The organism is Enterobacter sp. RHBSTW-01064 (genome assembly GCF_014103035.1).
GTDB classification, from domain to species: Bacteria; Pseudomonadota; Gammaproteobacteria; order Enterobacterales; family Enterobacteriaceae; genus Enterobacter; species Enterobacter mori.
Genome location: NZ_JABXOU010000002.1, coordinates 800,719 through 815,718, shown reverse-complemented (window position 1 = coordinate 815,718; position 15,000 = coordinate 800,719). Strand labels below are relative to the sequence as shown.

The window sequence follows — 15,000 nt, the reverse complement described above, 5'->3', positions numbered from 1 at the left end:
AATTCTCAGGCGCGTTGTTGATGGATAAAAGCCGCGAGCGTGGCAACGGAATAGAAGTGCTGACGCATCTCGTCGCTTTCGGCAGAAAGCACTACGCCATACTGATTTTTCACAGCCAGCCCCAGCTCCAGGGCATCTATCGAGTCCAGACCCAGCCCGTCGCCAAACAGCGGGGCGTCAGTATCGATATCCTCTGGCATAAGTTCTTCCAGATTCAGCGTAGAGATAATGAGATTCTTAATTTCAAGATAGAGCGCTTGCATCTTTCGTTCCTGACAAAGATTGAAGACCGGTTGTTAACTGATGCTGCATATGCCGGTTTAACTGCCTTGCCGCCAGCGCAGGTTCGTGCTGGCTCGCATCGTAAAAATCATGAATGTTGATGCGTTCGCGAACATCCACGGTAAAAAAAGGTTTTTTGGGCGGAACGTTGTACCAGCTGCTTTGCTTATCCAGCATGCGTTCGCTGCAGTGGATCACCACCACACGCACAGCGCTATTGCAGCGAACGGCGATGTTAGCCGCCCCGCGCTGCAGCGTTATGGCTTCGCCAACGCGCGTGCGGGTCCCTTCCGGGAAGATGAGCAGCGTATCGCCCTGTGCCAGACGCTGCTGGCTGGCGGAGAGCAGGGTTTCAGCTTCGCTGTTGATCAGATAATCCGCGGCGCGGATCACCCCGCTGACAAACGGGTTACGCAGTAGGGCGCTTTTCACCAGGCAGTCGGTTTCGTTCATGACCGACGCCAGGAACACGTAGTCCAGTAGCGAAGGGTGGTTGGCTATCACCAGACAGCCGCGCTCCGCGCGCAGCACGTCGAGGTTGTTGAAGCGGTAATCCAGTACACCCACCCCCCGTACCACCGCGAGAAACAGGCGAAAACTGGCGGAAATGCTGCGGCGGGCCAGCTGGCGGCGCTTCGCGCGATCGCGCTGAATAACCAGCAGCAGGTTAAACCACACCAGCGACAGCAGCAGCCCGCCGAGGCCGAACAGCGCGAAGCAGAATCCGGTCATCGTCATGCGCCATAACCTGTCGAGACGCGAAGTCAGTCCGCTCATTTGCGCGTCCATTGCCACTGGAGACGTTCACCAGAGAGGGTAAATTGCGGCGCGTCGTTCAGGTAATGGCGCAGGAACTGGAGGCTTTGCGGCAGCGCGGGCTCTTCACCTTCACTTCCGCCACGCGTTTCGCAGCAGAGCAGATCGCCGGCTTCAATCACCAGCGCCAGGGCATACGGCCAGACGGGCATCTGCGGCGGCAGCCCGGCGTGATAAAACGCAGGCAGGACGCCGTCAAAATCGACCAGCAGCACGCGGGAATAGCCCGCATGGAGCAGGCTTAATACTTCACACAAACCTTGCTGGAAGGTATCCATACCGGCGGAGACCGACGAGGAGACAATCGGCTGACGCGCGGCGATTGTGAGATTCCCGACGGCAGCATTGTGGACCGACATGGCAAAATCTGTGGGAGAAACAGGTTCTTCCGCCGCCAGCGCCTGCAGAATGCGGTAATTGCGCTCCAGTTCACCATGGCGACTGCTGTAGACGACGGCGTCAATCTGGTGCTTTCGCAGCATCGCGAGGCCGATATCCACGGCCAGCCTGCTGCCAGAGTTGAGGCGGCGCGCGGTCATCATCGGCAAGTCGGTCAGTTTTGCCAGCGGCGCGGCGGGGTCGATAGCGTCAGACTGGCGTGACCAGTCCTGCCACGCAGCGGCATCGCCCAGTCCTGGCGCTCGTGCCTGCCAGTCGATAATCGAGAGTGTAAATTTCATCTACGCGCGTCCGCGATAAACCTGTTTCTGTGACTTATTCTTCGCAAGCGCGATGAGCTGCGCACATCGTACAATGTTGTTGGCGCGCATGCGAATAAACGTCTCTTTTAGCCCTTTCCCTGCGATTAGCCCGGCAACCGGCTTTTTGGACGACCTGGACCCAGCAGAATGGCGAGTTTACTGCCGCCTTTGGTGGTCTCCATCCAAATTTTACAGACGCTGGTGAGCGGTACCGACAGCAACATCCCGACGGGACCCAGCAGCCAGCCCCAGATCAGTAACGATAAAAACACCACCAGCGTCGACATGCCCAGGCGGTGGCCCATCATGCGCGGCTCGAGAATATTCCCCAGCACCATATGCACGACAAGGAAAAGCGCCCCGACCAGCATGCATTCGTAAAACCCATTAAACAGGAAGGCCTGGATCATGGGCGGCACGGCGGAGAGCACCGCGCCAATGTTGGGCACGTAGTTTAACAGAAACGCCAGCACGCCCCACATCAGCGCGAACTGCACGCCCATTAGCATCAGCCCCAGCCAGACGATGATCCCGGTCCACAGGCTTAATAACGTTTTCAGCGCCAGATATTTGGTGACGCCCTTTAATGCGCGGTGCAAACCGGCAATGTGAATTTGCGGATTGTTCAGCGCAAAGCGCAGTTTATAGGGCACGTGGCGGACTTCGAACAGCATAAACACCACCGTCATCACCAGCAGCAGAATGCTGGCCATCGCACCGGAAAGGCCGGTCATCAGCGTGGTGGCGTAGGTCATCACCTTCTCTGAATCCATCCGGCGCAGCATCCGTTCTGGCGAAATATGCAGGTTGATAAACGGCATCATCTCCTGCAAATCAACCAGCTTGCGGGTGAGGGCTTTGTTGTATTGCGGCAGCATGGTGGAGAATTCACTCAGGGAGGCAGCCAGCACGCCAAACAGCGCCGTCAGAACGATCAGCATGACGATGACGACGATAGTAATCGCCACCGGGCGGCTGACGCCGCGGCGTAAAAACCAGGTCACCAGCGGGTTGAGCACAATGGCAAAAAAGAGCGCCAGTAACAGCTGAACGATGATATCAGCCGCAGCATGGATACCTGCCAGGATCACGACCAGACAGGCGAGTTTTAACAAAATGTGAAGTCCTGCTTTATCGGGCGGGCTGGCTGTCATACGAATTCCTTTTTCGGGGGGCTTGTTTATTGTAGTGCGCCGGATCCCCTTCGTCTGGGGTGTTACTCTGAAAGTCACTGCTGATTTTCATCTCTCTTCATGGTAATAGTGAAACACTGTTGCAAAAATCCAGGTTAAACCCATGCCCGAACCTTCCGCCGAACCGGCACTGAGCGGAGTGCGCCTCAATCTGCGCATTGTTTCTGTTGTGATTTTTAACTTCGCCAGCTATCTGACGATTGGCCTGCCGCTGGCGATCCTGCCGGGCTACGTTCACGACGTGATGGGCTTTAGCGCCTTCTGGGCGGGGCTGGTCATTAGCCTGCAATACTTTGCGACGTTGATAAGCCGCCCCCATGCGGGACGTTACGCCGATCTGTTTGGACCGAAGAGCATTGTTGTCGTGGGGCTGTGTGGCTGCTTTCTGAGCGGGCTGGGGTACTTTCTGGCGGCCACCGCCAGCCAGTGGCCGCTGGTCAGTCTGGTGCTGCTGTGTCTGGGCCGCGTGATTCTGGGTATCGGGCAAAGCCTGGCAGGTACGGGTTCCACGCTCTGGGGCGTGGGCGTCGTCGGCGCATCGCACATCGGGCGGGTGATCTCCTGGAACGGGATTGTCACCTACGGCGCCATGGCGATTGGCGCGCCGCTTGGGGTGGTGTGTTACGCCTGGGGCGGTCTGTACGGCCTGTCCCTCACCATTATGGCGGTTGCGCTGCTGGCGATCCTGCTGGCGCTGCCGCGCCCGAAAGTGAAGGCCAGCAAGGGCAAGCCGCTGCCGTTTCGCGCGGTGCTGGGGCGCGTCTGGCCATACGGGATGGCACTGGCGCTGGCGACCACCGGCTTTGGGGTGATCGCCACCTTCATCACCCTGTTTTACGACGCCAAAGGCTGGGACGGCGCGGCCTTTGCCTTAACCCTGTTTAGCTGTGCGTTTGTCGGCGCGCGTCTGCTCTTCCCGAACGGCATTAACCGTCTGGGCGGGCTGAACGTGGCGATGATCTGCTTTGCGGTCGAAATCGTCGGGCTGCTGCTGACCGGGATCGCCACTGCGCCGTGGATGGCGAAAATCGGCGTCTTTCTTGCGGGGGCGGGCTTCTCGCTGGTCTTCCCGGCGCTGGGCGTGGTGGCGGTGAAGGCCGTGCCGCAGCAAAATCAGGGGGCCGCGCTCGCCACCTATACGGTATTTATGGATATGTCGCTGGGGATCACCGGGCCGCTGGCAGGGCTGGTGATGGCCTGGGCTGGCGTGCCTGTTATCTATCTGGCGGCGGCAGGTTTAGTGGTGTTGGCGCTGATGCTGACGTGGCGGCTAAAAAAATGGCCCCCGGTGCACGCACCGGAGGCCACGTCATCCTCGTGAAAGATTACTGAATCACGAGGGTGTTAATGATGTTTTCTGCGGTAGTCTGCGCTTTCTGCTGGTCTTCCGCAGGCAGCGTGATTTGCAGGGTCAGCAGTTTGTTATCAACTTTACCCAGTACCACGGAAGAGTAAGCGGTCTGGCCTTTCGCAGAGATAATGCTGTCCAGCTGTTGCAGCGTGTGGCCTTTGAGTTCGATAGACTTATTGGTCACCACCTGCAGCTGCGGGTCGCGGCTGCGCTGCTGATCTTCCAGACGTTTGGACAACACGCTCAGCGCTTCAGTAGTGTCGTCACCCACAATCACAATGACCGCTTTCTGACCGGTTGCGTCGGAATACACGTGCATGTTGTTCGCCTGGGTACCCAGCTTGCCGCTCTGATCGGTCATATCCGCTGGCAGAGAGAAACTGAGTTTACCGTCCAGCAGGCTTACCGGCTGCCCGGTCGCGTTACTCTCTGCGGACGCGCCCTGTGCAGGCGTTTTGGTGTCGCTGTTATCACAGGCTGCAAGGCCAACAACCAGCAGGCCAATCCCGACATATTTAACCAGATTGCGCATTGACTTCTTCCTTTCGATAAACGGCCATAGCGGCTCATTCGCTCATCTTATCACAACTGATAAAGCGAACCTTTAACCTGCCTGTAATGCGGTGATTTCAGATTTATCTGCCAGCCTTTTCAGCAGCATATTCAGCAGCACGCCGTACATCGGCAGGAAGAATACAATACTGATAAGCACCTTGAAGCAGTAGTCCACCAGGGCGATTTCCATCCAGTGTTCGGCCATGAACGCATCCGGGCTACGCCAGAAGGCGATGAAGAAGAAGGCCAGCGTATCGCTCACGTTTCCGAACAGCGTGGAGGCCGTCGGAGCCATCCACCAGCGGTGATTTTGACGCAGGCGGTTAAACACGTGAACGTCAAGGATCTGCCCCAGCGCGTAGGCCATAAAGCTGGCGGCGGCGATACGGGCGACAAAGAGGTTGAAGTGCGTCAGCGCCTCAAAGCCCTGCCAGCTTCCCATGTAGAACAGGGAAGAGATCACATACGACACGAACAGCGCCGGGAGCATCACCGCGAAAATAATGCGACGCGCCAGCGGTGCGCCAAAGATTCGCACGGTCAGATCGGTGGCGAGGAAAATAAACGGAAAACTGAACGCGCCCCAGGTGGTATGGAAACCAAAAATGGAGATCGGGAGCTGCACCAGATAGTTGCTGGAGGTGATCACCAGCAGATGAAAAAGCGAAAGCCAGAACAACGCTTTTACGCGCTGTGATTGAGAAAACGGCGTCATATTGTGACCTTTTTATACGTTGGGGTGAGGGAACCCAATAAAAACCGCCGCATGATACTGCTTTGACGGGACTTTGCAATGGCTAATTTTCACGCAACCGTTAACCTGGTTTGCATTGGTGGCAACTGGGCGTAAACTACAGCCGTTTTATTTTGATCGAGAAGACCATGACCGACCTGTTTTCCAGCCCAGACCACACCCTTGACGCCCAGGGCCTCCGCTGCCCGGAGCCGGTAATGATGGTGCGCAAAACCGTGCGCACTATGCAGACCGGCGAAACGCTGCTGATCATCGCTGACGATCCGGCCACTACCCGAGACATCCCCGGCTTTTGTACCTTTATGGAGCACGAGCTGGTGGCGCAGGAAACGGACGCGCTGCCGTATCGGTATGTGATTCGTAAGGGGTAAGTGCGGCAAGATGCCCTCACCCCGCCCCTCTCCCACGGGGAGAGGGAGAAAACCTTTCTAAACCATCGTTTCAAATTTTCGCGCTTTTGTGAGGCGCTTCACCTCCGCTTTTCCAGCCGTAGTCTAATTTTTAAGCGTATAAAAATAAAACGCCGTTTTAACGCTTATCTCACTACCCTGGAGTTGACCCGATGAAAACGACCCTCAAGCCGTTACTGGCCGCGCTGTGTCTGTCTGCTTTTGCCTGCACCGCTTCTGCTCAAACCATCAAAGCTGCCGATGTACACCCCGAAGGCTACCCGAACGTGGTGGCGGTTCAGCACATGGGTGAAAAACTCAAGCAGCAAACCGACGGCAAGCTGGAGATCAAAGTCTTCCCCGGCGGCGTGCTCGGGGATGAAAAGCAGATGATTGAGCAGGCGCAGATGGGGGCCATCGACATGATCCGCGTCTCGATGGCGCCGGTTGCCGCCATCCTGCCGGATATCGAAGTCTTCACGCTGCCGTACGTCTTCCGCGATGAGGACCACATGCACAAGGTGATCGACGGCGATATCGGCAAGCAGATTGGCGACAAGCTGACCGCGAACCCGAAATCGAAGCTGGTGTTCCTCGGCTGGATGGATTCCGGCACCCGTAACCTGATCACCAAAGAGCCGATCGTTAAACCGGAAGATCTGAAAGGGAAAAAAATCCGCGTGCAGGGTAGCCCGGTGGCGCTCGCCACGCTGAAGGATATGGGGGCAAACTCGGTCGCGATGGGCGTGAGCGAAGTCTACAGCGGCATGCAGACCGGGGTGATCGACGGCGCGGAGAACAACCCGCCAACCTTTATCGCCCACAACTACATGCCGGTCGCCAAAAACTACACCCTCAGCGGCCACTTTATCACCCCGGAAATGCTCCTCTACTCAAAAGTGAAATGGGACAAGCTCAGCGCCGACGAGCAGCAAAAGGTCCTGACGCTGGCCCGCGAAGCGCAGTTCGAGCAGCGCAAGCTCTGGCAGGCCTATAACGACCAGGCGCTGGCGAAAATGAAGGCGGGTGGGGTGCAGTTCCACGACATCGACAAAACGGTGTTTATCAAAGCCACAGAGCCGGTGCGCGCCCAGTATGGCGACAAGCATCAGGATCTGATGAAAGCCATCGCTGACGTCCAGTAAAACGGAGTACGTATGTCCGAACTCTACCTGAAGTGGATGGACCGTCTGTACCTGCTCGCCATGACCGTGGCGGGCATCTCGCTGCTGGTGATGACGATCGTGATCCCGATTGGCATCTTCTCGCGCTACGTGCTTAACCGCGGAGAATCCTGGCCGGAGCCGATCGCCATTATCTGCATGGTGACCTTTACCTTTATTGGCGCAGCGGTAGGGTATCGCGCTGGGTCGCACATCGCGGTCAACATGCTCACCGACCGTCTGCCCGACATGCTGAAAAACCTCTGCGCCCGCGTGGTCGACCTGCTGATGCTGCTGATCTCCGCCCTGATGTTCTGGTACAGCCTCTGGCTGTGCGTCGACCTCTGGGAACAGCCCGTCGCGGAGTTCCCGCTCCTGACCTCTGGCGAAAGCTATCTGCCGCTGCCGGTCGGGTCGGCCATTCTGATCCTGTTTGTGATTGAACGCCTGCTGTTTGGCTCGCAGGAAAACCGTCCCGTCGTGCTTATCGGCAACCACAGTTAAGGGGTGAACAATGGATGCATTCGTTTTGTTATTCACCCTCGCCATTCTGCTGGCGCTGGGGATGCCGGTAGCCTTTGCCGTGGGCTTAAGCGCCGTGGCGGGGGCGTTGTGGATCGATCTGCCGCTGGAGGCGCTGATGATCCAGATCACCAGCGGGGTGAACAAGTTTACCCTGCTGGCGATCCCGTTCTTTATCCTTGCCGGGGCGATCATGGCGGAAGGGGGCATTGCCCGACGGCTGGTGAATTTCGCCTACGTGTTTGTCGGCTTTATTCGCGGCGGGCTGTCGCTGGTGAACATTGTCGCCTCAACGTTCTTCGGCGCGATTTCCGGCTCGTCGGTGGCGGATACGGCCTCTATCGGCAGCGTGATGATCCCGGAGATGGAGAAGAAGGGCTACCCGCGGGAATATGCGGCGGCGGTAACGGCCAGCGGTTCCGTGCAGGCGATTCTGATCCCGCCCAGCCACAACTCGGTCATTTACTCGCTGGCCGCGGGCGGGACGGTTTCTATTGCCACGCTGTTTATCGCGGGCGTGCTGCCGGGGCTGCTGTTAGGATTATGTCTGATGATCCTCTGCCTCGGCTTCGCCCATAAGCGCGGCTACCCGAAAGGCGAGAAAATCCCGTTTAAGCAGGCGCTGAAGATATTGCTCGATGCCCTGTGGGGGCTGATGACGGTCGTGATCATCCTCGGCGGGATATTGTCCGGGATCTTCACGGCAACCGAATCCGCCGCCGTGGCCTGCCTGTGGGCGTTCTTCGTCACCATGTTCATCTACCGCGATTATAAGTGGAGCGAACTGCCGAAGCTGCTGTGCCGGACGGTGAAAACCGTCACCATCGTGATGATTTTGATTGGTTTTGCGGCGGCCTTTGGCGCGGTGATGACCTACATGCAGCTCCCGACCCGCATCACCGAGTTCTTTACGTCGCTCTCCGATAACAAGTACGTGATCCTGATGTACCTCAACGTCATGCTGCTGCTGATTGGCACGCTGATGGACATGGCGCCGATCATCCTGATCCTGACCCCGGTGCTGCTGCCGGTGACCAATTCGCTGGGGATCGACCCGGTGCATTTCGGGATGATCATGATGGTGAACCTGGGGATCGGGCTGATCACCCCGCCGGTTGGGTCGGTGCTGTTCGTGGCGAGCGCGGTGAGCAAGCAGAAGATCGAGCACGTTGTGCGGGCGATGCTGCCGTTTTACGGCATGCTGCTGGTGGTGCTGGGGATGGTGACGTACATCCCGGCGATTTCGTTATGGCTGCCGAGGATGTTAGGGATGCAGTGACGCCGTTTTTTGCCGGGTGGCGGCTGCGCCTTACCCGGCCTATGGTTCGGAGATGTTGTAGGCCCGGTAAGGCGCAGCCGCCACCGGGCGTTTTTACCGACGGCGCAGAAGCCGCAGCGCGTTTGCCGTCACCAGCACCGTAGCCCCCGTATCCGCCAGCACCGCCAGCCACAGGCCGGTCATACCGAGCAGGGTGGTGACGAGGAATATCCCCTTCAGCCCCAGCGCAATCCCAATGTTCTGGCGGATGTTGGCGCGCGTCGCCCGCGCCAGGCTAATCATCTGCGCCAGCCCGGTCAGGCGGTTGTGGGTCAGCGCCGCATCCGCCGTCTCCAGCGCCACGTCGGTGCCGCTGCCCATCGCAATGCCGATGGTTGCCGCCTTCATCGCAGGCGCATCGTTAATGCCGTCACCGACCATCGCCAGCGGCGCGTGAGCGTTCAGTTCCGTGACCGCGCTGACTTTATCCGCGGGCAGCAATCCGGCCTTGAATTCCAGCCCCAGCTCACCGGCAATTGCCGCCGCCGCGCGCGGATTATCGCCGGTCAGGATCACGCCCTGTACGCCAAGCTGATGCAGCGCCGCCACGGCCTCTTTGGCATCATCGCGCAGGGTGTCGCGCAGCGCCAGCATCCCTTTCGCGACGCCGTCCTGCATGAGGGTCACGACAGTTTGTCCGGTCTGTTCTAACGCCTCAGCCTCTGGGTTAGAGGACTTGCCCGCCGCGACAATCAGCACCTTTTTACCGTCAACGGTGGCCTCAATCCCCGACCCGACCAGCGCCCGCTGTGCCGTTGCCGTCGGAATTGCCAGCCCGCGCGACTGCGCTTCACGCACAATCGCCTGCGCCAGCGGGTGAGTGGAACCCTGCTCAACGGCGGCGGCCAGCGTAAGCAGTTCATCTTCACCGATATCCTGCGTATACACGCCGGTGACCTGCGGCTTGCCGACGGTCAGCGTGCCGGTTTTATCGAACGCGATATGCTGAACCTGGCTCAGCTGCTCCAGCGCCGCGCCGCCCTTAATCAGCGCCCCGCGACGTGCCGCCGCTGCCAGCCCGGAGGTAATCGCCGCAGGCGTGGAGATCACCAGCGCGCACGGGCAGCCGATCAGCAGCAGCGTCAGCCCTTTATAGATCCAGCCCTCCCACGGTGCGCCGAAGAACAGCGGCGGCACGATAGTCACCAGCAGGGCAACCAGCATGATGGCAGGGGTATAAATCCGGCTAAAACGGTCGATGAAACGCTCGACGGGCGCGCGGCGCTCCTCGGCTTCTTCTATCAGCCTGAGGATGCGGTCGATGGCGCTGTCGCCCGGTTCGGAAAGGACCGTCAGCTGCACCAGACGGTCGACGCTGGTGGCGCCAGCAGGCACTTTTTCACCTGCCGCGCGTTCTACCGGAATGGATTCCCCGGTCAGGGCGCTCTCGTCGAAGCTGGCGGTGGCGGTAACCAGCGCACCATCGGCGGGTAGACGACCGCCCGCGGCGACTTCAATCACGTCTCCGGGACGCAGGGTATTAATCGCCGCCGTTTCACGATTGCCGTTATTTACCCGTGTGGCGGTTTCAGGCTTCAGCGCCATCAGCGCGCTGACCCCTTTACGCGCCCGGCTCGCCGCCCAGCCTTCAAGCCGTTCGCCGATTAAGAACAGCAGCAGCACCATCGCCGCTTCCGCCGTCGCGCCGATGAACAGCGCGCCGATGGCCGCCACGCTCATCAGCGTTTCGATGGCAAACCAGCTGCCGCTTTTCATCAGGCGCAGCGCCTGGCGGGCAATCGGGAACAGCCCGACCAGCGTGGTGGCGATAAACGCCAGATTGCCGAACGGGTGGTTAATCTGCTCCAGCCCCCAGCTCAGGGCCATCATGATGACGAGGGTAATGAGCGGCAGGTTTTCTTTTAGGGAGGAGGTTTTTTCGACGGGGGCCGTTTCGCTACGCAGTGTATAGCCCGCCTTGCTGACGGCGGCTTCCACCTGTTTGCTGACGTCGCTTTCGGCGCTGACCAGCAGTTTTTCGGTGGCGAACAGCACCTGAACGTGACTCACGCCCGGCACTTGCATCACCGCGTTTTCCACTTTGCGCGCGCAGGCCGCGCAGTCCATGCCGTTGACGACCCAGCTGTAGCGGTTGCCGCTTTCAGGCAGCATTTCAGTTTGCGTTTCGCACGCGCCTTCGCAGCAGCAGTCGTCTTTCGGCGGAACCGGGCTGAGCTTAAGTGCCGAGAATTGTGGAACTTTTTTCGGTGTTTCTGGAGTCGACATGGCAGTCTCCGGTAATGATAATTTTCTCATTAACCGCAGCATACACTCTGGAGTCGACTCCAGAGTCAAGACTTATTTAAATATACAGCGAACGCACGATCAGGAAGTGCCCGGCAAAGTAGCAGGCGGCGGCAATCGCGTTATCCGCGCGGAAGCGACGGCGATAGTGGCTGCCCAGCCAGACGACATTCCCGATCAGCAACAGCGCCGCGCCGAAGAACGCTGACATTGCCTGAGACGTCGGACGGAAGAACCACAGCTCGCCTGCAAGCCATACCATCACCAGCGTCATGGCGATAAAGGTACAGACCGGCAAACGCATCTCTTCCAGACGCGACCAAATCACCGCAATCAGCAGCGCGCCAATCACCAGCAGCACCAGCGGCAGCGGCCAGAAGAAGGAGAGCGTCATCTGGCTGGCAAAGTAGATGGTGTAAAGCAGATGCGACAGGAAGAACGCGCCGACGGCATAGAGCAGGCGCTGACGGGGGAGCAGAGTCAGCGCATCGCCTATCAGGGACGCACACAGCCCGGCGAGGACCAGATAGCTGACGGCGTTAAACATCGGCGCTTGCCAGGCCAGCAGCAGCAGGAGCAGCAGCGTGACGGGTTTGAACAGCCAGCGCTGCCAGGCAGGGCCACGATACGACGCATCGACAAAAAGCCATGCGGACAAACAGACGGCGATAAATGACCAAAGCATATTAACTCCCTGTATCTGTTGAGGCTGAATAATCAGTTTCTGATCCAGTGTAGTGACGCGGGCGGGCGTTTGGCAATGACGGGGAAGGCAAGGTATCCTGAATTCCGCAAAATCTGATGGGATTTATCAATGAGCAAGATGCCGCTTTTTTTCATTATCGTGGTGGCGATTATCGTCATTGCAGCCTCGTTCCGTTTCGTGCAGCAGCGCCGCGAGAAGGCGGATAACGACGCCGCGCCGCTGATGCAAAAGCGTGTGGTGGTGACGAACAAGCGTGAGAAACCGCTCAACGACCGCCGCTCGCGCCAGCAGCAGGTGACGCCAGCTGGAACCAGCATGCGCTATGAAGCGAGCTTTAAGCCGGAAACGGGCGGGCTGGAGGTGACCTTCCGCCTGGAGGCGCAGCAGTACCATCAGCTGACGGTGGGGGAGAAAGGGACGTTGAGTTATAAAGGATCGCGGTTTGAAGGGTTTGAATCGGAGCGGTAATGCCGGGCGGCACGGCGTTTGCCCGGCCTACGGGGTTTGGTAGGTCCGGTAAGCGAAGCGCCACCGGGCGACTAAACGCACCTTACTTCTTCACCTGCGCCTTAAACTTCTTCATCCACACCAGCAGCTCAAACACGCCGAAAATAAACACGCGCAGCTGCTGCCATCCGGTCATCTGCGGGCCGTCTTTCGGCAGACCGTTTTTCAGCATTACCATCTGCAGGGCGTGCATAAACGACGTGAAAATCAGCGCCACGTTAACGAAAATGTTCATCGGGCGCGGGAAAGGATGCACCAGATTCAGAATCAAAAACGCCCAGACGCCCAGCATCAGCAAACGTCCCAGGTTAATCAGTACCGGCATCGGATCCTCCTTGTGCCTGACGGTGATACAGACGATAAGCAACCTGACCGGCGACCTTTTCGCGGTGCAGATCCCAGTGCGCGGGCACCGGCGGCAAACCGTTCTCCACTTCGCTTTCTATATAGATTAGCGCGTCATCCGCCAGCCAGCCGTTTTGCTCCAGCAAAGATAACGTCTCTTCCAGCAGCCCCTTGCGGAACGGCGGGTCGACAAACACCACGTTATGCGGTGTGCCCTGTTGCGCGAGGAAGCTCAGCGTGTTGGTGTTGACCACTTTGGCGTTGCTCGCCTTCAGCGTCGCCAGATTTTGCTGCAGCGTCTGCGCCACGCCGCGCTCCATCTCCAGCAGCGTGGCGCTGGCGGCATAGCGCGACAGCGCTTCCAGCCCTAATGCGCCGCTTCCGGCGAAGCAGTCCAGGCAGCGGGCGTCTACCATTGACGGGGCGAGCCAGTTAAACAGCGTCTCGCGCACGCGGTCGGTAGTGGGGCGTAAACCGGGGCTGTCCGGCACCGGTAATTTCCGGCCTCGCCACTGACCGCCGATAATACGAATTTGACCGGCCGGGGCGCGGTTGGGTTTCTTCATCTCAGGAAAGCTCTGTTAACAATTGGCCTGCGATTGCGGGCGGTGATGTCAATTAAGTAAAGTGTTAGACTATTTCATCATTTTTTTAGCTTACATGTATATAGCGCCGCGAGGAGTGTAGTCGCAGATGGCAAAACAAAAAAAACGTGGCTTCTTTTCCTGGCTGGGCTTCGGTGAAAAAGAGCAAGAAACAGAACAGAAAACCGAAGAACAACAGGTAGTTGAAGAGCAGTCGCAGCCTGAAACGCCTGTAGAAACCGCCGCGGTTGTCGAAGCGGAAGAAACGGCGCACAGCAAAGAAGAGATTGAATCCTTTGCTGAAGAGGTGGTTGAGGTCACTGAACAGGTTCAGGAAAGCGAGAAGCCAGAGCCGGTTGTCGTCGAAGACATTACCCACGCGCCGCAGGCCGTTATTGAGCACGAAGAGCTGCCGCTGCCGGAAGAGGTAAAAGCCGAAGAGGTATCTGCTGAAGAGTGGCAGGCCGAAGCGGAAACCGTTGAAATTGTTGAAGCGGTGGAAGAAGAAGCGGCGCTCGAGCCAGAACTGACCGACGAAGAGCTGGAAGCCCAGGCGCTGGCGGCGGAAGCCGCGGAAGAAGCGGTCATCGTTGTGCCGGTAGAAGAGCAAGCCGAAGAAGAGATCGTTCAGGAGCAGGAAAAACCGACCAAAGAAGGTTTCTTCGCGCGCCTGAAGCGCAGCCTGCTCAAAACCAAAGAAAATTTAGGTTCCGGATTTATCAGTCTGTTCCGCGGCAAGAAGATCGACGACGATCTCTTTGAGGAGCTGGAAGAACAGCTGCTGATTGCGGACGTCGGCGTGGAAACCACCCGTAAGATCATCGCCAACCTGACCGAAGGGGCGAGCCGCAAACAGCTGCGTGATGCCGAAGCGCTGTACGGCCTGCTGAAAGACGAGATGGGCGAAATTCTCGCAAAAGTTGACGAACCGCTTAATATTGAAGGCAAAACGCCATTTGTTATTCTGATGGTGGGCGTGAACGGCGTAGGTAAAACCACCACCATCGGCAAGCTGGCGCGTCAGTTCGAGCAGCAGGGCAAATCGGTGATGCTGGCGGCGGGCGATACCTTCCGTGCAGCGGCGGTTGAGCAGCTGCAGGTCTGGGGCCAGCGCAACAACATTCCGGTGATTGCCCAGCATACCGGCGCGGATTCCGCATCCGTGATCTTCGACGCCATCCAGGCGGCGAAGGCGCGTAACGTGGACGTGCTGATTGCCGATACCGCAGGGCGTTTGCAGAACAAATCGCACCTGATGGAAGAGTTGAAGAAAATCGTCCGCGTCATGAAGAAGCTGGACGAAGACGCACCGCATGAAATTATGCTGACCATTGACGCCAGCACCGGACAGAACGCCATCAGTCAGGCGAAGCTGTTCCATGAAGCGGTAGGACTGACGGGGATCGCGCTGACCAAGCTGGACGGCACCGCCAAAGGCGGGGTGATCTTCTCCGTGGCCGACCAGTTCGGTATTCCTATCCGTTACATCGGTGTGGGCGAGCGTATTGAGGATTTGCGTCCGTTTAAGGCGGACGACTTTATTGAGGCATTATTTGCCCGAGAGGACTAA

General features: G+C 58.4%; 17 protein-coding genes. 7 read left to right on the top strand and 10 right to left on the bottom strand.

From position 1 onward, the window contains the following. Nucleotides 1-5: 5 nt before the first annotated feature. The 4 genes from HV355_RS09880 to HV355_RS09865 form a co-directional block, all read right to left on the bottom strand. Nucleotides 6-263: a phosphopantetheine-binding protein gene (locus HV355_RS09880; RefSeq protein ID WP_182401723.1), complete on the bottom strand. Its 258-nt coding sequence runs from the start codon at nucleotides 261-263 to the stop codon at nucleotides 6-8. Further along, nucleotides 244-1,059: a lysophospholipid acyltransferase family protein gene (locus HV355_RS09875; RefSeq protein ID WP_172701544.1), complete on the bottom strand. Its 816-nt coding sequence runs from the start codon at nucleotides 1,057-1,059 to the stop codon at nucleotides 244-246. Before HV355_RS09875 ends, HV355_RS09880 begins: the two co-directional genes overlap by 20 nt. Beyond that, nucleotides 1,056-1,778, bottom strand: coding sequence for a beta-ketoacyl synthase chain length factor (locus tag HV355_RS09870; protein ID WP_042717281.1), 723 nt, complete (start codon nucleotides 1,776-1,778; stop codon nucleotides 1,056-1,058). Before HV355_RS09870 ends, HV355_RS09875 begins: the two co-directional genes overlap by 4 nt. A 125-nt stretch (nucleotides 1,779-1,903) precedes the next feature. Next, nucleotides 1,904-2,953: an AI-2E family transporter gene (locus HV355_RS09865; RefSeq protein WP_042717282.1), complete on the bottom strand. Its 1,050-nt coding sequence runs from the start codon at nucleotides 2,951-2,953 to the stop codon at nucleotides 1,904-1,906. 142 nt (nucleotides 2,954-3,095) lie between these two features. Here HV355_RS09865 and HV355_RS09860 point away from each other — a divergent pair, with 142 nt between their 5' ends. After that, nucleotides 3,096-4,313: an MFS transporter gene (locus HV355_RS09860; protein WP_100167332.1), complete on the top strand. Its 1,218-nt coding sequence runs from the start codon at nucleotides 3,096-3,098 to the stop codon at nucleotides 4,311-4,313. A gap of 4 nt (nucleotides 4,314-4,317) precedes the next feature. Here HV355_RS09860 and HV355_RS09855 read toward each other — a convergent pair whose 3' ends face one another. Next, nucleotides 4,318-4,875 (bottom strand): DcrB family lipoprotein, encoded by a 558-nt coding sequence (locus HV355_RS09855; RefSeq protein ID WP_120159422.1) that lies wholly within the window; start codon nucleotides 4,873-4,875, stop codon nucleotides 4,318-4,320. Between the two features lie 72 nt (nucleotides 4,876-4,947). Continuing rightward, nucleotides 4,948-5,613, bottom strand: coding sequence for a 7-cyano-7-deazaguanine/7-aminomethyl-7-deazaguanine transporter (locus HV355_RS09850; protein WP_042713321.1), 666 nt, complete (start codon nucleotides 5,611-5,613; stop codon nucleotides 4,948-4,950). Nucleotides 5,614-5,780: 167 nt separating this feature from the next. Here HV355_RS09850 and tusA point away from each other — a divergent pair, with 167 nt between their 5' ends. The 4 genes from tusA to HV355_RS09830 all read left to right on the top strand — a co-directional run bounded on the left by tusA (nucleotide 5,781) and on the right by HV355_RS09830 (nucleotide 9,005). Continuing rightward, a complete protein-coding gene (tusA, locus tag HV355_RS09845; protein WP_108417690.1) occupies nucleotides 5,781-6,023 on the top strand; it encodes a sulfurtransferase TusA in 243 nt (80 codons plus the stop codon). Between the two features lie 191 nt (nucleotides 6,024-6,214). Continuing rightward, nucleotides 6,215-7,186 carry a TRAP transporter substrate-binding protein gene (locus HV355_RS09840; protein WP_148401169.1) on the top strand — a complete coding sequence of 324 codons (972 nt, stop codon included), beginning with the start codon at nucleotides 6,215-6,217 and terminating at the stop codon, nucleotides 7,184-7,186. Between the two features lie 12 nt (nucleotides 7,187-7,198). Then, nucleotides 7,199-7,708: a TRAP transporter small permease gene (locus tag HV355_RS09835; RefSeq protein ID WP_089598663.1), complete on the top strand. Its 510-nt coding sequence runs from the start codon at nucleotides 7,199-7,201 to the stop codon at nucleotides 7,706-7,708. A 10-nt stretch (nucleotides 7,709-7,718) separates the two neighbouring features. Next, nucleotides 7,719-9,005, top strand: a complete 1,287-nt coding sequence (locus HV355_RS09830; RefSeq protein ID WP_126816083.1) for a TRAP transporter large permease — start codon at nucleotides 7,719-7,721, stop codon at nucleotides 9,003-9,005. A gap of 93 nt (nucleotides 9,006-9,098) precedes the next feature. On the opposite strand, the gene zntA is transcribed toward HV355_RS09830, so the two are convergent. Both zntA and HV355_RS09820 read right to left on the bottom strand, forming a co-directional pair. Then, nucleotides 9,099-11,270 (bottom strand): Zn(II)/Cd(II)/Pb(II) translocating P-type ATPase ZntA, encoded by a 2,172-nt coding sequence (zntA, locus tag HV355_RS09825; protein WP_182401721.1) that lies wholly within the window; start codon nucleotides 11,268-11,270, stop codon nucleotides 9,099-9,101. 76 nt (nucleotides 11,271-11,346) lie between these two features. Further along, nucleotides 11,347-11,973 carry a lysoplasmalogenase gene (locus HV355_RS09820; protein WP_120159425.1) on the bottom strand — a complete coding sequence of 209 codons (627 nt, stop codon included), beginning with the start codon at nucleotides 11,971-11,973 and terminating at the stop codon, nucleotides 11,347-11,349. Between the two features lie 129 nt (nucleotides 11,974-12,102). Between HV355_RS09820 and HV355_RS09815 the strand changes: the two genes are divergently transcribed. Further along, entirely contained in the window at nucleotides 12,103-12,462 is a 360-nt protein-coding gene (locus HV355_RS09815) for a DUF2500 domain-containing protein (protein ID WP_182401720.1), read from the top strand. Nucleotides 12,463-12,544: 82 nt separating this feature from the next. On the opposite strand, the gene HV355_RS09810 is transcribed toward HV355_RS09815, so the two are convergent. Next, nucleotides 12,545-12,826, bottom strand: a complete 282-nt coding sequence (locus tag HV355_RS09810; protein WP_010436509.1) for a DUF1145 family protein — start codon at nucleotides 12,824-12,826, stop codon at nucleotides 12,545-12,547. Next, on the bottom strand, nucleotides 12,810-13,412 hold the full coding sequence (gene rsmD, locus HV355_RS09805) for a 16S rRNA (guanine(966)-N(2))-methyltransferase (RefSeq protein ID WP_182401718.1): 603 nt from the start codon (nucleotides 13,410-13,412) through the stop codon (nucleotides 12,810-12,812). Before rsmD ends, HV355_RS09810 begins: the two co-directional genes overlap by 17 nt. A gap of 127 nt (nucleotides 13,413-13,539) precedes the next feature. Between rsmD and ftsY the strand changes: the two genes are divergently transcribed. Then, on the top strand, nucleotides 13,540-15,000 hold the full coding sequence (gene ftsY / locus HV355_RS09800; protein WP_182401716.1) for a signal recognition particle-docking protein FtsY: 1,461 nt from the start codon (nucleotides 13,540-13,542) through the stop codon (nucleotides 14,998-15,000).